General features: G+C 41.7%; 17 protein-coding genes. 7 read left to right on the top strand and 10 right to left on the bottom strand.

Translation table 11 applies throughout. The features are described 5' to 3' along the window. Positions 1-145: 145 nt before the first annotated feature. On the bottom strand, positions 146-2,092 hold the full coding sequence (locus H5180_RS19480) for a S9 family peptidase (protein WP_182758887.1): 1,947 nt from the start codon (positions 2,090-2,092) through the stop codon (positions 146-148). A gap of 191 nt (positions 2,093-2,283) precedes the next feature. On the opposite strand from H5180_RS19480, the gene H5180_RS19475 reads away from it, so the two are divergent. Further along, positions 2,284-2,874: an ATP-binding cassette domain-containing protein gene (locus H5180_RS19475; RefSeq protein ID WP_182758886.1), complete on the top strand. Its 591-nt coding sequence runs from the start codon at positions 2,284-2,286 to the stop codon at positions 2,872-2,874. After that, entirely contained in the window at positions 2,871-3,986 is a 1,116-nt protein-coding gene (locus tag H5180_RS19470) for a DUF6136 family protein (protein WP_182758885.1), read from the top strand. The genes H5180_RS19475 and H5180_RS19470 overlap by 4 nt, the downstream gene beginning before the upstream one ends. A 4-nt stretch (positions 3,987-3,990) precedes the next feature. On the opposite strand, the gene fadE is transcribed toward H5180_RS19470, so the two are convergent. Continuing rightward, positions 3,991-6,447 (bottom strand): acyl-CoA dehydrogenase FadE, encoded by a 2,457-nt coding sequence (fadE, locus tag H5180_RS19465; RefSeq protein ID WP_149982939.1) that lies wholly within the window; start codon positions 6,445-6,447, stop codon positions 3,991-3,993. 299 nt (positions 6,448-6,746) lie between these two features. On the opposite strand from fadE, the gene H5180_RS19460 reads away from it, so the two are divergent. Beyond that, positions 6,747-7,511 (top strand): class II glutamine amidotransferase, encoded by a 765-nt coding sequence (locus H5180_RS19460; RefSeq protein ID WP_149982940.1) that lies wholly within the window; start codon positions 6,747-6,749, stop codon positions 7,509-7,511. A 103-nt stretch (positions 7,512-7,614) separates the two neighbouring features. On the opposite strand, the gene H5180_RS19455 is transcribed toward H5180_RS19460, so the two are convergent. The 5 genes from H5180_RS19455 to cmoA all read right to left on the bottom strand — a co-directional run bounded on the left by H5180_RS19455 (position 7,615) and on the right by cmoA (position 11,980). Next, a complete protein-coding gene (locus tag H5180_RS19455) occupies positions 7,615-8,412 on the bottom strand; it encodes a DUF3108 domain-containing protein (RefSeq protein ID WP_404936108.1) in 798 nt (265 codons plus the stop codon). After that, positions 8,366-9,013, bottom strand: a complete 648-nt coding sequence (purN, locus tag H5180_RS19450; RefSeq protein ID WP_145242362.1) for a phosphoribosylglycinamide formyltransferase — start codon at positions 9,011-9,013, stop codon at positions 8,366-8,368. The genes H5180_RS19455 and purN overlap by 47 nt, the downstream gene beginning before the upstream one ends. Further along, positions 9,013-10,065 (bottom strand): phosphoribosylformylglycinamidine cyclo-ligase, encoded by a 1,053-nt coding sequence (purM, locus tag H5180_RS19445; protein WP_145242360.1) that lies wholly within the window; start codon positions 10,063-10,065, stop codon positions 9,013-9,015. Before purM ends, purN begins: the two co-directional genes overlap by 1 nt. Positions 10,066-10,265: 200 nt before the next feature. After that, positions 10,266-11,234: a tRNA 5-methoxyuridine(34)/uridine 5-oxyacetic acid(34) synthase CmoB gene (gene cmoB / locus H5180_RS19440; RefSeq protein ID WP_182717957.1), complete on the bottom strand. Its 969-nt coding sequence runs from the start codon at positions 11,232-11,234 to the stop codon at positions 10,266-10,268. Between the two features lie 20 nt (positions 11,235-11,254). After that, on the bottom strand, positions 11,255-11,980 hold the full coding sequence (gene cmoA / locus H5180_RS19435) for a carboxy-S-adenosyl-L-methionine synthase CmoA (RefSeq protein WP_145242356.1): 726 nt from the start codon (positions 11,978-11,980) through the stop codon (positions 11,255-11,257). 115 nt (positions 11,981-12,095) lie between these two features. On the opposite strand from cmoA, the gene H5180_RS19430 reads away from it, so the two are divergent. Beyond that, on the top strand, positions 12,096-12,785 hold the full coding sequence (locus tag H5180_RS19430; RefSeq protein ID WP_145242354.1) for a DUF3334 family protein: 690 nt from the start codon (positions 12,096-12,098) through the stop codon (positions 12,783-12,785). Between the two features lie 133 nt (positions 12,786-12,918). Here H5180_RS19430 and H5180_RS19425 read toward each other — a convergent pair whose 3' ends face one another. Continuing rightward, the gene (locus H5180_RS19425) at positions 12,919-14,175 is read right to left on the bottom strand and encodes an adenylosuccinate synthase (RefSeq protein WP_182758884.1); all 1,257 of its coding nucleotides are present in this window, start codon (positions 14,173-14,175) and stop codon (positions 12,919-12,921) included. A gap of 122 nt (positions 14,176-14,297) precedes the next feature. On the opposite strand from H5180_RS19425, the gene H5180_RS19420 reads away from it, so the two are divergent. Continuing rightward, complete coding sequence (locus H5180_RS19420) at positions 14,298-15,191, top strand: LysR family transcriptional regulator (protein ID WP_145242350.1); 894 nt, start codon at positions 14,298-14,300, stop codon at positions 15,189-15,191. Positions 15,192-15,239: 48 nt separating this feature from the next. Here H5180_RS19420 and H5180_RS19415 read toward each other — a convergent pair whose 3' ends face one another. Together H5180_RS19415 and H5180_RS19410 are read right to left on the bottom strand one after the other, a co-directional pair. Further along, positions 15,240-15,737: a M48 family metallopeptidase gene (locus tag H5180_RS19415; RefSeq protein WP_182758883.1), complete on the bottom strand. Its 498-nt coding sequence runs from the start codon at positions 15,735-15,737 to the stop codon at positions 15,240-15,242. A gap of 38 nt (positions 15,738-15,775) precedes the next feature. Further along, entirely contained in the window at positions 15,776-16,624 is an 849-nt protein-coding gene (locus H5180_RS19410) for a DUF72 domain-containing protein (RefSeq protein ID WP_149982947.1), read from the bottom strand. A 202-nt stretch (positions 16,625-16,826) separates the two neighbouring features. On the opposite strand from H5180_RS19410, the gene aspS reads away from it, so the two are divergent. Together aspS and H5180_RS19400 are read left to right on the top strand one after the other, a co-directional pair. Next, positions 16,827-18,605, top strand: coding sequence for an aspartate--tRNA ligase (gene aspS / locus H5180_RS19405; protein WP_145242380.1), 1,779 nt, complete (start codon positions 16,827-16,829; stop codon positions 18,603-18,605). A gap of 91 nt (positions 18,606-18,696) precedes the next feature. Continuing rightward, entirely contained in the window at positions 18,697-19,302 is a 606-nt protein-coding gene (locus tag H5180_RS19400) for a pentapeptide repeat-containing protein (protein ID WP_145242344.1), read from the top strand. Positions 19,303-19,319: the final 17 nt, after the last annotated feature.

The following is a 19,319-nucleotide window of genomic DNA, read 5'->3' as shown; positions in this document are numbered from 1 at the left end:
GCTATCAGCTATCAGCTATCAGCTATCAGCTATCAGCTATCAGCTATCAGTTATCTTATCTGAACTTGACAAAGAACATAATAAAACCTGCAATCTTGATCAGAATTACAGGCTTATAATTAAACTTCTAGTCAGCTTTAATATATTAGCCTTGTGGGCCAAAGCGTTCTTTTAAGTAGGTATCTAAAAAGTTTAGATACGCGTTGGAGGCACTGATACGATTTTCTTTTTTGCTAAAACCATGACCTTCATCGTCAAATAATACATATTCGACCGGTACGCCATTGGCTTTCACTGCGGCAACTAACTCATCACTTTCTATCTGTAATACGCGCGGATCGTTGGCGCCTTGAATAACCATTAATGGTTTGGTGATATTCTTAGCATGGAATAGCGGTGAGATTGCACGATGACGCTCGCCATCAGTCGCAGGGTCGCCCATTTCATCATACAAGGCTTTTTTAAAGCTTTCCCACCAAGGCGGGATGGAGTTAAGTGTTCTTACCCAGTTGGTGACGCCAAAAATATTAATGCCAACTTTGAACTCTTCTGGCTCAAACGCCAGCGCTGCTGCAGTCATAAAGCCACCGTAACTGCCACCTATAATGCCGATTTTATCCGCATCAACCCAGTCTAAAGTTTGTAAGTGCTTTTTGCCGTAAACGATATCTTGTAAATCATCGGTGCCATGTTTTTTGTCATCCAGATGGAAGAACGTTTTACCATAGCCTGAGCTACCTCGGTTATTTACTGCAAAAATGGCGTAACCATGATTAACTAAATGCTGTTGCATCGCGCTATAACCTGTGCGACTTTGCCCACCTGGCCCACCATGCACCCATATTAATGCCGGCACTTTATTTGTGCTACTAGCTTGCTTTGGTATGTATAAAACACCTGGGATCTCTAAACCGTCAAAACTTTTAAAGCGTACGATAGTACTTTCAACTAAATCATTTTGGTCAATTTCTTTACTTAATGTATTCGTTAATCGCTGTGCTTTATTACTTCCTACTTGCCATACAAATAAGTTACTTGGTGACGTGTCTGAGTTTAGGTAAAACGCCATACTTTTTTCATCTGCAGAGAAGTTAACACCACGCAAGTTACCCGCTGGTAATTGCGGCATCGCAATTTCTTTGCCTGTTTGTGTGTCTATCACTGTTACTTTGGTGCTGGCATCGGCATTGACGCCACTGACTTGATAGCGCCCCGATTTAGAAAAATAAATAAAACTAACATCCCAGTCATCTTTGAGTGCTGGACTATGTTCCCCTGAGGCTAAGTCATAGCGCCAAACTTGTGAAAACTCACCTTTTGCGTCTGTAGAGTAATATAGCGATTTGCTATCGGCTGAGAAGGTTTCAGGGCCATATTGAGCGGGTGTGTCGTGTTTGGAAATTAATTGTGGTTTGAGGGTCTTTTTATAAGTATCAAGAATAAACGTGTCGCTGTCTTTATTAGTGTTACTTTTAGATAGTGCAATATAGCGACCATCAGGGCTGATTGCACCGACATCTAAACCTAGGGTGTTTTGATAAACAGGGGTCATTTTATAGGTTTTACTATCAACGCGATATAAGTCCATAAATTTAGCATCGCGCTGGTTACTGGTAATAAAAAACTGACTGCCGTCTTTAGTAAACCCTGCAAAGCTTGCACGGGTTTCTTCCCCTGGAGTTAAATCTTTTACAGATCCGTCAAGTTCACGCACGTAGACATGAAAACGTTCATTACCCCCTGAATCTTTGGTAAATAGTACCCGTTCATCATTTGGAAAATAACGTACAGGGTAGGTACTATCCTGAAAATTTGTTAAGCGGGTTTTATCCCCTGTTTTTGCATCTACTTCATACAAGCTGTAAATGCCACTTTCATCGGAACTTACCAGTACTTTCTCGCCACTGGGTGAAAAGCTACTGCCCATAATTGAAGTAGTATCAAAAAAGGTTTTTGCGTTATATGTTTTAACTTGCTGAGTTTGTTGTGACTGTGCGGTAGTGGTGGTAGTCGTTGAGGTTGATTGACTACAACCGCTCAAGGCAAGACTAATTGCACAGGCAAGTGCAGCAAATTTTAATTTGTTATTCATCGGACATTCCTTGGTTTATTGTTATCTAATCATATTTTTACCGATTTTAGTGTTGCCCGAACATTATTTAAACGCAAGTTTTTAGCTTATTTTATCTGCAACAAAGTGTTACAAAGCGTGTATCGCTAAAAGTACAGCCCACGTTATAATGCCCACTTATATACGAAGGGATTTTCATTTAAAGGAAAGTGATGATTGAAGTTAGTGGTTTACATAAACAATTTGCACAGAATATTCTCTATAAAGATTACCGCATCAGCTTTACAACACCGAGAGTGTGTATTGAAGCGCCGAACGGGCAAGGTAAAACCACGCTATTGATGATGCTTGCTGGACTTGAAAAACCACAAAGCGGGCAGTTTCTGTTTGCAGGTAAAGTGCTGTCTGAGCCTTATAAACAGGTGGCTATTGCTAGTGATCGCATCGCGCTGCCAGATTTCTTAACTGCGAAACAAATTATTAATTTAACGGTTAGCAGTTTAGGCTGCAATTGGCCAGCTGAGCTCATTAGCGGTTTTAACTTTACCGAATTTTTAAATACTCGTTTTGATGCATTGTCATCCGGTAATCAAAAAAAGTGCCAGTTAATTTTAGCTTTAATGCGCGGTGCGCCGTATTTATTACTCGATGAACCCAGTGCTGCGCTTGATCAAGCCAGCATTAAATATTTACTTGGTTTGCTTGATGATTACTTAGCCGATAAAGCACATGGGCAAATCATTATCACTTGCCATGAGCCGGCGCCGTTTATCGAGCATGGCTTTGAGTGTGTCCCCTTATGAGCAAGCTAGGTATTAAGCTTGAGATTGCACAATATCGCTCATTTATGCAGTATCGTTATCAGGCCTATAAAATTGAGCTGGCACAACTACTACAGCAACTTAAAAACTTCGGCTTATTATTTTTAGTGGTACTTGGCTCAGCCATGCTTGGAATGATTTTGCTGTTATTTTTAGGACTAGGTAAAATTATCGACAGCAGTGCTGCGCCGCAATATGGAGCCCAAATGGCATGGCTGTATCTATTACTGCAAAGTGTGATGCTCAGTGCGATGAAATCAGCGATTAAAAATAGTCAGCAGCGGCTCTTCCAACGCACGATTGTAAGGTCAAACTGGCTTAAGTTTGTGGATATCAAACTCTTATTTTTAAGTAATGGTTGGTTGTTAGCTAGTGCCGTTATTGCACTGGATTTAACTTTATCACAATGGCTAAGAGCACCGCATTTTGTGCTGTTTATGTTACTGCAGTTTGGCCTCGGTGTACTGTGTTTGTACAAGCCAAGAGCATTAATATATGGCTTAGTATTCACTGCCATTTTAGTCTTGCTACCGATTAATATAGCGCCGTTAGCTTATCACTGTGGCTTTATTATATTATTTGCGCTGAGCATGTTGTTGCCAGCATTTTCGCTGAGCGGCCGATTATCAGTCAATTCATTGTTTACTTTTTGGCTAAGCTTTTTTATTCAACATAGCTGGGTATTGATATGGCGAGTGGCTTTATTGCTGTGTGTGTTTATGGCAATCACTACTTTACTGCATGAGCGTGCTGATTTAGCGGCTATATTTAGTGTGATAGCCACCGCTTTTATGGTGTTGTTTACCAGCTCACTGCAATTTGATTGTGGTAAGTTACATGATAAGTATCAGTTGTTTTTTCAAGCAAATTATCAACAACGGGTGTTTTTTATCAGCCAATTTATGCCAAGTTGCTTGTTCTTTTTGATAACACTGAGCAGCTATCTGCTGTTTGTTGAACAAATAGAATGGTTATTACTGAGCCTGAGTGTTGGCTGGTGTATATTACAATTATATATAGCACAAAAAAAACCAGCGCATTTTGCGCTGGTTTGGATGATTACAACAGGCGGGCTGTTGGCTGTGTTAACTTAATATGTTAAGCAGCATTCGCCTTTTTTGCCGTGTTATTACGTGCGGCTTTGCCTGCTAATAAATCTGCAGGGTCAAAGTCGTCAACGTTAATAACATCTAAACGTGCTTTTTCAACGCTTGCCAGCTGATCAGCCTCTGCTTGCGTTAAAATACCCGCTTCAAGTCCCATCTGAGCAACTTTATCAAGCTGGAAGAAAGGCAGTTTAACGCCTTTTTCACGACATACCTTATCAAATAAAGGTTCAACAGCTAGCACGTCTTTAAGCGTTTGCTCTTGACGACCAACTAAGTTAAGTGGTTCATTTGTTAAGTATACGTAGCTTGCTAAACGGTTACGTGTTTCGCTAGGTACTTGTAAAATTTGTGCTAATTTATGCTCAAGTTTATCAGTCGGTTTACGAACTGGACGACCGAACGGGAACAACATCAACTTAAGTGCTGCACGAAGCGGAGCTGATGGCATATTGTTAATTAAATCAGCAAGTGCACGTTGACAGTGGTAAAGGTGATCTTGACAGCTCCATTGTACAAGCGGTAAATCTTCTTTTTTACGGCCTTCATCGTTATAACGTTTCAGCGTTGCAGACACTAAATAAAGGTAACTAAGCAAATCACCTAAACGAGCGGAAATACGCTCTTTACGTTTTAGTGAGCCACCAAATACAGCCATGCTAATGTCAGACATCAATGCAAGTGACGCGCTAAAGCGTGACGCAGTACGGTAAAACTCAGCTGTTTCGTCTTTAAATGGTGTAGTTGCAAAACGGGCTCCGGTAAAGCTCATCCACTTAGTACGTACAAGGTTAGACATAGTAAAGCCGATGTGGCCCATTAACGCTTTATCAAATACCGCTAGCGCTTCTTCACGATCTTCGATTGCGCAGGCACCCAATTCAGTCAGTACAAATGGATGGCAGCGAATGGCACCTTGACCGTAAATAATCATATTACGGGTCAAGATATTTGCACCTTCAACAGTGATGGCAATTGGTGCACCTTGATAGCCACGACCTAAATAGTTATTTGGCCCAAGCATAATACCTTTACCGCCGTGAACATCCATTGCATGGTTGGTTGAATCACGCATTTGCTCGGTTAAATGGTATTTAATGATTGCCGAAACAACCGATGGCTTTTCGCCTAAATCAACCGCACCAGTTGACATGCTAACAGCCGCATCTGAGCTGTACGCATAACCTGCTAGTTTTGCTAGCGACTCTTCAACACCTTCCATTTGGCCAATAGGTAAACGGAATTGACGACGAATACGGCTGTATGCACCACTTGCAAGTGCAATTGTTTTAATACCACCCGTTGAGTTTGACGGCAATGTAATAGCACGACCAACCGATAAACATTCAACCAGCATGCGCCAGCCTTGGCCGGCCATTTCTGGTCCACCAATAATGTAATCAAGCGGTACGAAAATGTCTTTACCACGAGTAGGACCATTCTGAAATGGTACATTTAGCGGGAAATGACGACGACCAATTTCAACACCTGGCATGTCTGTAGGAATAAGTGCACAAGTAATACCTGGCTCTTTAACATCGCTTAGTAGACCATCTGGGTCTTGTAGTTTAAACGCCAGACCTAATACTGTCGCAACAGGCGCTAGCGTAATATAACGTTTGTTCCATGTTAGGCTAAGACCAATGACTTCTTCGCCTTCCCACATACCTTTACATACCACACCATAATCTGGAATGGCGCTGGCATCAGAGCCTGCTTCTGGTGAAGTTAAGGCAAAGCATGGGATCTCTTGACCACTAGCAAGGCGAGGTAAGTAATGATCTTTTTGTTCTTTAGTACCATAGTGCTGTAACAATTCGCCCGGACCTAATGAATTAGGAACGCCTACAATTGATGAAAGCAGGGTAGATTTACTGGTTAACTTTTGCAGTACACACGATTGTGCAAAGGCAGAAAATTGCAGGCCGCCATATTCTTTTTTAATGATCATGGCAAAGAATTTATTATCTTTTAGGTATTGCCAAACATCTTGTGGTAAATCGGTTAACTCATGAGTTGCTTCCCAGTCGTCCAACATACTACATACCACCTCAACTGGACCATCGATAAAGGCTTGCTCTTCGATTGTCAATTTAGGCATTGGGTATTGGTGTAATTTGTTCCAATCAGGACGGCCGCAAAAAAGATCGGCTTCCCACCATGTTGTACCCGCATCAATGGCTGATTTTTCAGTTTCAGACATAGTTGGAGTAACTTTTTTAAACATGGCAAAAATAGGTTTAATAATATATTGCTGACGAATGCCAGTAACAGACAATGGCACTGCAATGATCAAGAAGATCAACCAGCTAATTGCGCCAAATGCACCTGCAAAGGTACCAATGACAAGTGTTGCGATGGAAACGCCAAGGGCAGTATTCCAGCTCGCTCTGTGGTAACTCGCGATGCTGAGCAGCACGATTAAACCAAGTGTAAATATGAGTGTCATGTATTCAATCCTTAATAGAGGTCAGACCACCTTTAGTTAGAGTAGCGCTAGAGTGAATAATTATCAAGTAGCTTAGTGAAAATATCAGTGACTGTTATTTTGTAATCTGTGCACATCAGCATACGGATAAATGTGTGATTCGTCAGTATGATTTATTTGAGAAAAAATTAAGCTGTTTTCTTGCTTGCCTTGCCCTTGCTTATGTTTAACAATGCCGCTAAGGCCTAAGTTACGGGTTTACGCTTTTTAAAAAGCAGTATTTTAAAAGTATAAAAATTTTTGAAAGGTTAATTTATTTTATGTGTGAGTTGCTTGGCATGTCGGCGAATGTGCCTACAGATATTTGTTTTAGTTTTTCAGGGCTGTTAGAGCGCGGTGGTAACACAGGTCCGCATAAAGATGGCTGGGGCATTACTTTTTATGAAGGGAAGGGGTGTCGTACTTTTAAAGATCCTGAGCCTAGCTGTCAGTCTGAAATTGCCAAGTTAGTAAAGGCCTATCCCATTAAAAGTGTCTCGGTGATTAGCCATATTCGCCAAGGTAATCGTGGCCGTGTCTGTCTTGAAAATACGCATCCTTTTACCCGTGAGTTGTGGGGCAGGGAGCTGACCTACGCGCATAATGGTCAGCTTTCGAATTATCATGATTTAAAACCTGAATATTATCGGCCAGTGGGTAATACCGACAGTGAACTGGCGTTTTGTTGGTTACTCGATCAAATTCGTGAAAAATACCCTAAACGTCCAGCTAATATGGCGTCAGTGTTTCGTTATGCGGCAAAGCTTGCACACACTTTACGTGAAAAAGGTGTGTTTAATATGTTGCTGACTGATGGTGTGTATGTGTTAGCGTATTGTACTAATAATTTGCATTGGATCACCCGCCGTGCGCCGTTCGGTAAGGCTACGTTAATTGATGCAGATATGGTGGTAGATTTTCAACAAGAAACTACGCCAAATGATGTCGTAACGGTGATCGCTACTCGGCCACTGACCAACGATGAGCGTTGGCAAAAAATGGAACCAGGTGAATTTGCGTTGTTTAAAATGGGTGAGTTAATTTAGCCGTCAGTTTTAACGTTTGAACTTAATTAATGTGGTTATAAGCTGAAAAGCCCAAGTTATGATCGTCACACTTGAGCCTTTCGTCTTGCATCTTGAAAGCAATTTATTCTGGTGTTATTTCGTTTTTAACTTCTTCAGGTAATGCAACTGGGCTGGTTACCGTGAACGAGTTAAGTTGCACTTCAAATTGTTCTACGCCTTTTTCGCCTTTCCACATCCTGACTAGCATGTAATCCATTTCAGGGGCGAACCATGCAAGCGCTTGGCGTTTATCATTATCATATAAGCGTTTTACTTTGATCGCTTCGATATTACCGATTGGTAGGGAAATAGTCTCTTTACCAACGACCTCAAAGTTATACTCACGGCAGTTGCCTTTTTTATCAACTAACGGATACGAAAAGCTGGTTTTACCCATTTTTAATTCTTCGCGCACTTGTACTTGGTATGAAATTGAGTCTTGAAATTGCTCAGACCACTCACACTCAATAGGGTATTTACTTTCACTGCTGTTTACGAGTTTTTTAGTGTGGTCAAATTGCAGTGTATATTCTTTATCCGGGCCTGTGCCTGTGCGGATCATGCTATAACTTTCAGGCGTGATTTTTTTGTCGCTGAAAGTAAAATTTGATGTTTCTTTGCGTGAATCTGAGAATATCATCCACTCGATGTCACTGTGGTAGCTAACTTGGTAACTGTTATCTGCTAGTTTTTTTAATGTGCGGACGCCTTGACCATGGTTTTCGCCTTTGCGCAAAATATCATAGTTAGCTTCAAATTGAGTAAGTTCACCAGCAATTAAACTAGTAGGAAGTAATAAAGTGCCCGCACACAATAGCAAGGCACTTAGTTTTTTATTCTGGGTAGTGCGCGCCGTGTGCAGGAAGTTGTTTTTTGTCAAGAACTGCATAATCTGCTTCCATAGTAAGTCGTTGTTCACTGAACCACTTGACCACCAAAGGGTAAATTATATGCTCTTGTGCATGCACGCGTTTTGCTAATGTGTCAGCAGTATCATCTGCCAGCACGGGTACTTTGGCTTGAAGAATGACAGGACCACCGTCTAACTCTTCAGTAACAAAGTGCACACTTACGCCATGAATGTCATCTTTTGCATCAATTGCTCTTTGGTGGGTATTCAGCCCCTGGTACTTAGGCAACAAAGAAGGATGAATGTTCAACATTTTTCCTTTAAATTTTTGCACTAAGTTAGGAGTAAGAATACGCATAAACCCAGCTAATACAACTAGATTTGGTGCAAAAGAATCAATAACGTTCATTAATTGCGCATCGTAGGCTTCGCGCGAGTCAAAATCTTTATGGCTGAGCACTGCTGTTGCAATGCCCGCTTGCTTTGCTCGCTCAAGGCCATAAGCGTCTGCTTTATTACTAATAACAGCCGCTATGTTTGCATTTATCTCGCCGTTATTACAGGCGTCAATGATGGCTTGTAAATTAGAGCCACTACCTGAAATTAAGACTACTAGACGAGCAGGGGCCATTAATCACGGCCGCCTAGGATTTCTACTTGCTCTTCGCCAGCTTTAGCATCATGGATCTCACCAAGGTGCCAAGCATTTTCGCCAAGCTCTTTTAAGATGCTTAAGCTTTGCTCAAGTTTGTCAGCAGGCACAACCAATACCATACCTACACCACAGTTAAATGTGCGGTACATTTCGTGGGTGGTGATGTTACCGTTTTCTTGTAACCAATTGAAAATACCAGGCCACTGCCAGCTATCACCTTTAACAACTGCTTTTGCAGACTCTGGTAATACGCGTGGGATATTTTCCCAAAAGCCGCCGCCAGTAATATGCGAAAGAGCATGAACATCTACCTGCTTGAACAGCTCAAGTAATGGTTTAACGTAAATACGTGTTGGTTCAAGCAGAGTTTCGCCTAATGTTTTACCTTCAAATTCAGCACTTGTATCAGCATTTGATACTTCAAGTACTTTACGAATTAATGAGAAGCCATTTGAATGCGGGCCGCTTGATGCAAGCGCGATCAGTTGATCACCAGCAGCTACTTTTGTGCCATCGATGATATTTGCTTTTTCAACTACGCCAGTACAAAAACCAGCCATGTCGTAATCTTCGCCTTCGTACATACCTGGCATTTCAGCAGTTTCGCCACCAATTAATGCACAGCCAGAGATCTCACAGCCTTTACCAATGCCTGTTACTACGTCTGCGGCAGTATCAACATCAAGTTTGCCTGTTGCATAATAATCTAGGAAAAATAATGGCTCAGCACCTTGAACGATAAGGTCATTTACACACATAGCAACTAAATCGATACCTACAGTATCGTGTTTTTTAAGGTCGATAGCTAAGCGTAACTTAGTACCAACACCATCAGTGCCTGCAACAAGTACTGGTTGCTTATAACCAGCTGGGATTTCGCAAAGTGCGCCAAAGCCACCAATTCCGCCCATAACTTCAGGACGACGGGTTTTTTTAACTACGCCTTTAATACGCTCAACAAGTGCGTTACCGGCATCGATATCTACGCCCGCGTCTTTATAACTTAGAGACTGTTTTTGTTCGCTCACAGGATTTCCTCAAAAAAGTTGCATGGTTTTGCATGTGTATGCTTAGAAACGCGCGTATTTTACAACAATTGCAAGGGCGCGGCTAGTTCAAATATGAGTTTACTATTATTGACAAGGACACTTGTCCGTATAATGACACAATAGATTTAGGTAGCAGGTGCTAGGTAGTTCCTAGCACCTAAAACCGAGTTCCTTTAGTATTAAGCCTTTGCAGTCAAAATTGCACGCAACGGCGCTGGGTAACCTTCAATGGTTTTACTAGTATCGTTTGGATCTAAAAAGTCGATCAGGGACTCGTTTTCCATCCAATCTGATTTACGTTGTTCTTCAAGCGTTGTAATAGCGCAGTCTTTCACTTGCACATCTTTAAAACCAACACGTTCCATCCAGAGTTTTAGCGCTGCCGTGCTCGGAATAAACCACACGTTACGCATCTTCGCATAGCGGTCAGTGGGCACGAGTACTGTGTTTTCATCGCCTTCAATGACTAAGGTTTCAAGCACTAATTCACCACCTGGGCGAAGCTGCGCTTTTAATTGTGCTAAAAAGTCGATAGGGGAACGACGATGATAAAGCACACCCATCGAAAACACCGTATCAAAGGCTTTTAACTCAGGCAGGGCTTCAACACCTAGCGGTAATAAATGCACGTTTTCATCTGGGTTAAAGTGTTTGATGGCTTGAAACTGACATAAAAATAAATCAGACGGATCAATGCCAACCACAAACTCAGCGCCTTCACCGCGCATCCGCCATAAGTGATAGCCAGAGCCACAGCCGATGTCTAAAACCGTGCGGCCTTTTAGCGGCTCAATGTGCGGTAATAAACGGTCCCACTTCCAATCGCTGCGCCATTCAGTATCAATTTCAATACCGTGTAGGCTGAAAGGGCCTTTACGCCATGGCATCATTCGTTTTAATAAGTGTGTAACTTGTTTTTGTTCGCCGTCGGTCATTTCGCCTGGGGCACCAATTTCAACTTTGTCGATAATATTGACGTGTTTGGTCGCCACTTCAGGCAAGTTTTTTAACACTTTCTGCCATTTTGGTAAATCACCGTGACTTGCCTCTAATTGCCAGTGTTTTAATTGGCTAGGTAGCGTTTCCAGCCAGTGACTTAGCGGGCTTTGTGCGATTGCGGCGTAAAATTGGTTAAACCATTGAGACATTGAATTACTCTTTATATTTGTTACTTGATTGCTACCAGTGAGCAAAAATTAAAACATTGATACCACACTTGGGTTTGGCTAAAGCCAATATCGGTAAGTCGAGAAAGGTGAGCATTTAAAGTATCTGGGCGCATTACATTCTCAATGGCGGTACGTTTTTGGCTAATTTCTAATTCAGAATAACCATTGTGGCGTTTAAAATCGTGGTGCAAGTCAATCAGCAAGTTATCGCATTGCTCGTTCTCGCCTTTGATTTTTTCGCTTAACAGCAATACACCACCGGGTTTTAAATTCGCGTATATTTTTTCAAGCACGGCTTGGCGCTGTGCGGGTGGAATAAACTGTAAAGTAAAGTTCATGGCGACCACTGACGCGTTTTCAATATTTAGCTCATTAATATCACCAAGCGTCACTGTAACAGGCACTTCTGAGCGAAAGCCGTGCAAATGTAATTTACAGCGCTCAACCATGGCTTGTGAATTATCAACGGCAATAATATGGCAATTATCAGTGCGGATATTACGGCGCATGCTTAATGTTACTGCCCCAAGGGAACAGCCCAAATCATAAAGGTTTGAATTGCTTTGCGCATATTCACCGGCCAATTTACCCATCGTACTAACAATGGTTGCATAACCCGGAACTGAGCGCTGGATCATATCTGGGAAAACTTCTACTACATGTTGGTCAAAGCTAAAGTCTTTAACCGCTTGCTCAGTGGCATAAATGCTGTCTTTTATGTTCACACAAACAGTCTCTTGAAAAATAATAGGGCTATTTTAGCATTTTATGCTGGATAGTCAGTGATAATTTCAGTAGCTTGGCTAGAATAATGAATAACAAGTAGAAAAAGAGAAGTTTATGAGCAAAAGTAAAGTGATCAGCACAGATGATATATTGGCAACCCTTTGCCATTCTGTAACGAGTGTATTGTCGTCGGCAAGTGGTAATAGCATTAGCTACTCAGCAATGGTACAAAAAATAACCCGCACCTGTATGCGTCCTGATATCGGTTGTTTTGTATTATTTGATGGCGGATTTACAGGACTGGTAATTACTAATTTCACCTCGCAAGCGGCGATGGAGATTTATCATGATTACATGCGTAATATGGGGATGCCTGAAGAAGAACTAGCTCATAGCCACTTATCGGACGACGTATCAAATGTACTCGGTGAATTGATGAACCAAATCGTTGGTGATTTTACTTCAAAGGTACGCGAGCAGTTACATACTTCAATTACCCAAAATCAACCGAAGATGATGGCCATCAATAAGCAAGTACAGATTTCGGTCGATACTACGATGGATAGACCGCAAGCACGGCGCGTGACATTTACCACCAGTAAACAAAATATCTTTTATTTAGAATTAGCAATGGATAAAACTGAGTTTATCAAATTACACGATTTTGATATTGCTGAAGCTATTGACCCAGATGACATCATTGAAAACGAAGCAAAGCATAAAGCAGAAAAACAAAAAGCTGCTGATGATGCTGCTAAAGCAAGTGATTTAGATGACGACTTTATGGCAGAACTTGGACTTTAAATAACACCTTGCAAGGACATTAAATCGCAGGTCAAAGCATTTAGTTATTAATACAGTGCATAATATTGGGTTTCGTAATGAAACCCAATATTATTGTGCTCAATTGAATGATAAAAAACGCTATGCTATAAATCTAGCGGATAATCATTTGCTCACGTTCAGGGCCCACAGACACCATACTTACAGGTACTCCCATCAGTACTTCGATGCGTTCTACGTAATGCTGCGCTGCAGCAGGCAGACTGTCGAAGGTACGACAATCGGTAATATCTTCATCCCACGCTGGCATGCTTTCATAGATTGGCGTTAAAGCCGCTGTTTGTGGCCAAATAGGGTTTTCGCTGTGATCGCCTGCATAACCAACGCAGATTTTTAAATCTTTCATGCCAGATAGGCAATCAATTTTGGTTAAAGCGATTTCAGTAGCTGCTTGTAATTCAACACCGTTACGGGTGGCAACTGCATCAAAATAACCCATATCACGTGGGCGGCCAGTCACTGCGCCATATTCGTTCGCGCTTTCACGAAAATTGTCTTGCTCTGCCATGGCGGTAACGAGTGTACCTGTACCAACAGATGAGCTAAATGATTTAGCCACAGCGATAACACGCTCAGGGCGCAAAGCTGGCAGTCCGCTGCCAATTCCTGCATAGGCAGCAGTAACGTTTGATGATGTAGTATACGGGTATTCGCCGTAAACTAAATCGCGGCCTGCGCCTAGCTGCGCTTCAAACAACAAGTTAGCATCTTGCTTTTGCAGTGCTTTTAAAGGCTCTGTTACATTACAAATAAATTCGCGCCAAGGAGCGCTGACAGCTAATAACCACTCAGTCATTTGTTCAGCTGTTTGTGAAAAATCACAGCTTGGGTAAAGGGCTTTTAGCTGTGGCATTTTCCAATCCAGCATAAATTGAATACGCTCTAATAAAACGTCTGGCTGATTTAACCAGCCAACTAAAATGCCTTTTTTCATTACTCGGTCGCCGTATGCAGGTGCAATTCCTTGACGAGTAGAGCCGTAAGCGGCATCGCCTAAGCGCACTTCTTCGAGGGTATCTTCAAGGGCGTGTAATGGTAAGCATAACGTTGCACGATCAGAAATACATAATTTTACATCAACACCGGCGGCGTTAACTTCGGCTATTTCTTCGCTTAATGCCGCAGGGCTTATCACCATGCCTGGGCCTAGTACTGCAATACAATCAGGATTAAAAATACCGCTTGGTAATTGGTGTAGTTTAAACGTACCAAAGTCATTCACAACGGTATGTCCGGCGTTGTTACCACCTTGAAAGCGAATGCTCGCAGATGCGTTCTCAGCTAGAAAATCGACGATACGGCCTTTGCCTTCATCACCCCAGTTTGCACCTACAACAACAATTGACGGCATAATTTAATCTCCAAATTGATTGAACGAATATGGTATGCGCTCTATTAAAATAAGAGAAATTAATTATAATTATTATCTTGATAAGAATTTCATATCGATTTCACACCATTAAGGTCATAAAGATGCTAGATATTCACTGGTTAAAAACTTTTGTCACATTGGCTGAGTTAAAGCACTTTGGTAAAACAGCCAATGCGCTGCATATGACACAGCCAAATGTTAGCTTGCATATTAAGCAGTTAGAAAAAACGACACGGGTTAAACTGATAGAACGTAATCCCTTTAGTTTGACCCAAGCAGGTTTACGGCTATTAGAGTCTGGACAAAAAACCTTATGGGAATTACAGGTTTGCCAATCTGACTTAAATGCGATTAATGATCTCAGCCAAGGCACACTGACAATTGCCGCCAGTGATATAATTTCTCGTTTATTGTTGATTGAGCCTTTTCAGCTTTTTAAGCGCCAGTTTCCTGGCATTGACTTTACTTTGCTCAATACAACGTCTTCTCAAGCGTCAGCATTGGTTAAAAGTGCTGAAGCTGATTTAGGGTTTGTGATTGCCCAAAAAGAAAGTGAGCCGCTGCATTTTACGCAATTACAGCAGATAAAATGGTGCGCATTAGGTAATCATTTAAAGTTATGGCAGCAAGCCAAAAACGATAACAATGTTACACTGACTGAGCCGCCAACATTAATCTTACTCGGCCATGATACGCGAACCCGAGACTTGCTCGATAGTGCCTTGCCATCTTTAAACTTACCAAATTACCGGGTGATGGAAGTGGGCAGTGTCGATGCGCAAATTGATTGGGCTGAAGCGGGGTTCGGCGTTGCCATCGTGCCAGAGTTTTCCCTGCGCAGTAAAGCAAATCTAACCACCACAGTGACCGCATTACCGCAATTTCCAACTACCAGTTTAGGTTATATAGTGAGGCAAAATCAGGTACTTTCAAAAGCGATAAAGCAATTACTACATTGGGTCAATGAAGAAATCTCCCGTACTCATCTTGCATAGTATTTATATGTTAACTGTACGGCTATGTACTTTGTGATTCAGTTATTTTTATGTGTATGGGTTTTTACCTTCAGCTACTAGCACACAAAAAACCCGTAAATCTAATTCGAGTTGATGGTAGTTTGGCTCCATGTGGCAGCACAGGGCGTAAAAGCTTTTGTTGTGGTCTTTTTCCTTAAAGTGGGCGAGCTCGTGTACTACTAAAGCTTTGAGTAATTCCTCTGGTGCACGCAGTAAATCACTGTTGATGGCTAAATCGTGCTTGCGGGTTTTACCTTGCATACGATACGTATGAGTACCTAGCGCATTAGTGACCATATCGCCTTGTTTTTTAAACGCGGCGCGGCCAAACGGTGGCGCATTTTTTAAATAGCGCTTTTTAAGCTCAGTGGCGTATGCGTATAACGACTTGTCACTGGTAATATTATGGGAGCTGGGGTATTTTTTAGTTAAATACGCGCCGTGTTTATCATTTTCAATAAGCTGCATTACTTGCGTTACAATTTGCTCTGGATAGCCGCTAAAATAGCGTTTAAAATCACTCATTCAATACTTCTTTGTAGTTAATTAATTTTCAAAGCGAGTCAAAAAAGGCTGGCTTGACTGGCTTCTTTTTCACCAGTGAAAGGGTTTAGCACGGGGTGCTGGTAACCTAAATCTTGGCAAAACTCGCGTGCTAATAATGGTGCTTGGCGGTTATCTGCAGTATGAAAAAATACATACGGGTGCTTACCCTCATCAAGCCATTGTTTTACTTTTTTAAGCCACGGTTGGTAATAGCTTTTATAGTCATGATCTAAATCGGCAATCACAAAGCGGGCCATAGGTTGATTGCCTGTTGCAATGGCATGCACGGGTAAATGGGGCTTTTTTTGTTGGGCATCGATGAGTGCTTCAGTGTTCGGCTTAACTGCAAATAATGCACGGGTGTCCATTGAGATACGGTTGACATTGTTTGCTATTAATAGCTGATTAAAGGCAATTTCGGCTGCGCCTTTCTTAAAAAATTCGGGGTGGCGAACTTCAACGCCGTAGTTTAAACCTGTCGGGAGCTTGGCAATAAACTGTGCTAATAACGGCAGTTGTTTGGGGCTAAAACTACTTGGTAGCTGCAACATGATCTGCCCAACATGAGACAATATTGGCTCGAATAAATTAAACCATGCAGTGAGTTCGTCATCGATATGAGTAAGCTGTAATTCATGACTAAAGCGTCGATGGAATTTAAAAGTAAATTTAAAGTCATTGCCGACAGCATCACGCCAGCGATTTAATGATTCAACACTAGGATCGGCATAAAAGCTGGTATTGCCTTCGACTGAATTAAACACCTGTGCGTATTCGTGCAACATATCGGCATTTTTGCAGTGACTTGATAATAAATTGCCTTTCCATGCGGTACTTGACCACTGCGGACACCCTAAATACAACATAAAACGGTTAACTGATTGTGTGTTTTGGTTAGTATATCAAATCTATAAATTGAAAGCATAGTAGCTGCTGCCGAGCTCGCATTTTCAAGTAACTTGGGTATAATGCTCCCCCTAAAATGATTTATAAATAGTGGCTATTCTCCCTCAAAAACAGCAATTCTTAGGGGAAGCGGCTATTCGTCTTTACACTGACAGGAAAACTATGCGCTCTATATACTGCGGACAGCTAAATAAAACTCACGTAGATCAAGAAGTTGAACTATGTGGTTGGATCAACAAACGACGTGACCTTGGTGGACTTATCTTTGTCGATTTACGCGATAGAGAAGGTTTAGTACAAGTTGTATTCGATCCTGAAGTTGAAGGCTTAATGGATACCGCGAATACATTACGTCAAGAATTTTGCGTACAATTAAAAGGTGTAGTTCGCGCACGTCCTGACAGCCAAATCAACAAAGATATGGCAACTGGTGAAGTTGAAATTTTAGGCACAGGCCTTACTATCATCAACCGTTCAGAGCCATTACCACTTGATTTTAATCAGGTAAACTCTGAAGAGCGTCGCTTAAAATACCGTTACTTAGACCTTCGTCGTTTAGAAATGAGTGACCGTATTAAACTACGCGCTAAAGCTAGCAGCTTTGTGCGTCGTTTCTTAGATGAAAATAATTTCTTAGATATCGAAACGCCAGTACTTACAAAAGCTACCCCAGAAGGAGCGCGCGATTATTTAGTACCGAGCCGTGTTCACAAAGGCAGTTTTTACGCATTACCGCAGTCTCCGCAGTTGTTCAAGCAATTGTTGATGATGTCGGGTTTTGACCGTTACTACCAAATTGTTAAATGTTTCCGTGATGAAGATTTACGTGCTGACCGTCAGCCTGAGTTTACTCAAATCGATATAGAGACCTCGTTCATGAGCTCTGCTCAGGTACGTGGTATCACAGAAAAAATGATCCGCGAAATGTGGCAGCAATTGCTAGACGTGGATTTAGGCGAGTTCCCAATCATGCCTTACGCTGAGGCAATGAGCTTGTATGGTTCTGATAAGCCTGATTTACGTAACCCAATGACATTAATTGACGTTGCCGATTTAGTAAAAGACGTCGAGTTTAAAGTTTTTTCTGGTCCTGCCAATGATGAAAAAGGCCGTGTTGCGGTATTAACAGTACCAGGCGGTGCATCACTTTCGCGTAAGCAACTAGATGACTACACTAAATTCATCGGCATTTACGGCGCGAAAGGGCTTGCGTGGATGAAAGTAAACGACCGCGGTGCAGGCGCTGAAGGCGTGCAATCGCCAATCGCTAAGTTCTTAAATGAAGAGGTGATCAACGAACTTCTTGCACGCACTAACGCACAAACTGGCGACATCATTTTATTCGGTGCTGATAAACGCAACACAGTAAACGAAGCTATGGGCGCGCTACGTATTAAGATTGGCCTTGATTTAGAGATCACTAATCTAAATAGCTGGGCTCCGCTTTGGGTTGTTGACTTCCCAATGTTTGAAGAAGACGACGAAGGTACATTGCATGCTGTTCATCACCCATTTACAGCACCAAAAGATGTAAATGCAAGCGAACTTGAAGCAAACCCAGCAGCGGCTATTTCAGATGCATACGATATGGTACTAAATGGCTACGAAGTAGGTGGTGGTTCGGTACGTATTCATAATACAGATATGCAAGAAGCAGCGTTTAGAATCCTAGGTATTGATGCACAAGAGCAGCAAGACAAGTTTGGTTTCTTACTTGAAGCGTTAAAATACGGTACGCCACCACATGCTGGTTTAGCGTTCGGTTTAGACCGTTTAGCAATGCTACTGTGTGGTACTGATAACATTCGTGACGTGATTGCTTTCCCTAAAACAACCCAAGCGTCGTGTTTGTTAACTAACGCACCAAGTAAAGCAAATGCAGATTCGCTTACAGAGCTTGCTATTAGTGTTGTTGAAAAAGCTGAAAAATCAGCAGAATAAGCAATCCGATAAGTGATTTGTTGAAAACCCTTAGGCTCATACCTAGGGGTTTTTTCATTTAGATGTGTAGATAATTTTATTAGAGGATTTTATGGCTGTGAGTTATCAATTTTCACAAACAGACTACTACGACCAGCATTTTTCAAACTGCATGGCTAATACGCAGCGCTTTAGTGACATTGAGTTTGAACAGTGCCAGTTTATTGAATGTGATTTTAGTCATAGTCAATTTAGTAATTGTCGTTTTATTGAGTGCGAATTTATTAACTGTAATTTAAGCGATTTAAATTGGGGCTATAGTTCGTTAGAAGAAGTCTGCTTTGTTGATTGTAAGCTCAACAGTATTCAATGGGCGCAGGTAAATTGGCCACAATTGGCACTTACGTCATCGGTGAGTTTTAAAAATTGCCAACTTAGTCATAGCTCGTTTTATGAGTTACAGTTAAAAGGCTTGATCATGATTGACTGTTTTGCCAAAGATGTTGATTTTAGACAGGCTAATTTAGCTACCAGTGATTTTAGTAACACTGACTTTAGAGATAGTCTATTTCTGCAAACAAACTTGAGTAAAGTAAACTTTGTCGGGGCGATGCATTTTAATATTGATATTAAAAATAATAATGTTAGCCGGGCTAAGTTTGAGCGCTTTGCAGCGTTAAACTTACTCAGCGGACTAGATATCGAGCTGGTGGATTAGCCGTTATGACACGGCTA

The sequence above is a fragment of the Pseudoalteromonas sp. SR41-4 genome (assembly GCF_014163985.1).
Classification (GTDB): Bacteria; Pseudomonadota; Gammaproteobacteria; order Enterobacterales; family Alteromonadaceae; genus Pseudoalteromonas; species Pseudoalteromonas rhizosphaerae.
This window is presented reverse-complemented; position numbering and strand designations above follow the sequence as displayed.

Excerpts from the sequence above, each read along its gene's own strand:
- H5180_RS19480 (WP_182758887.1), bottom strand. The coding sequence starts at position 2,092 with ATGAATAACAAATTAAAATTTGCTGCACTTGCCTGTGCAATTAGTCTT.
- H5180_RS19475 (WP_182758886.1), top strand. The coding sequence starts at position 2,284 with ATGATTGAAGTTAGTGGTTTACATAAACAATTTGCACAGAATATTCTC.
- H5180_RS19470 (WP_182758885.1), top strand. The coding sequence starts at position 2,871 with ATGAGCAAGCTAGGTATTAAGCTTGAGATTGCACAATATCGCTCATTT.
- fadE (WP_149982939.1), bottom strand. The coding sequence starts at position 6,447 with ATGACACTCATATTTACACTTGGTTTAATCGTGCTGCTCAGCATCGCG.
- H5180_RS19460 (WP_149982940.1), top strand. The coding sequence starts at position 6,747 with ATGTGTGAGTTGCTTGGCATGTCGGCGAATGTGCCTACAGATATTTGT.
- purN (WP_145242362.1), bottom strand. The coding sequence starts at position 9,013 with ATGGCCCCTGCTCGTCTAGTAGTCTTAATTTCAGGTAGTGGCTCTAAT.
- cmoB (WP_182717957.1), bottom strand. The coding sequence starts at position 11,234 with ATGTCTCAATGGTTTAACCAATTTTACGCCGCAATCGCACAAAGCCCG.
- H5180_RS19430 (WP_145242354.1), top strand. The coding sequence starts at position 12,096 with ATGAGCAAAAGTAAAGTGATCAGCACAGATGATATATTGGCAACCCTT.
- H5180_RS19425 (WP_182758884.1), bottom strand. The coding sequence starts at position 14,175 with ATGCCGTCAATTGTTGTTGTAGGTGCAAACTGGGGTGATGAAGGCAAA.
- H5180_RS19420 (WP_145242350.1), top strand. The coding sequence starts at position 14,298 with ATGCTAGATATTCACTGGTTAAAAACTTTTGTCACATTGGCTGAGTTA.
- H5180_RS19415 (WP_182758883.1), bottom strand. The coding sequence starts at position 15,737 with ATGAGTGATTTTAAACGCTATTTTAGCGGCTATCCAGAGCAAATTGTA.
- H5180_RS19410 (WP_149982947.1), bottom strand. The coding sequence starts at position 16,624 with ATGTTGTATTTAGGGTGTCCGCAGTGGTCAAGTACCGCATGGAAAGGC.
- aspS (WP_145242380.1), top strand. The coding sequence starts at position 16,827 with ATGCGCTCTATATACTGCGGACAGCTAAATAAAACTCACGTAGATCAA.
- H5180_RS19400 (WP_145242344.1), top strand. The coding sequence starts at position 18,697 with ATGGCTGTGAGTTATCAATTTTCACAAACAGACTACTACGACCAGCAT.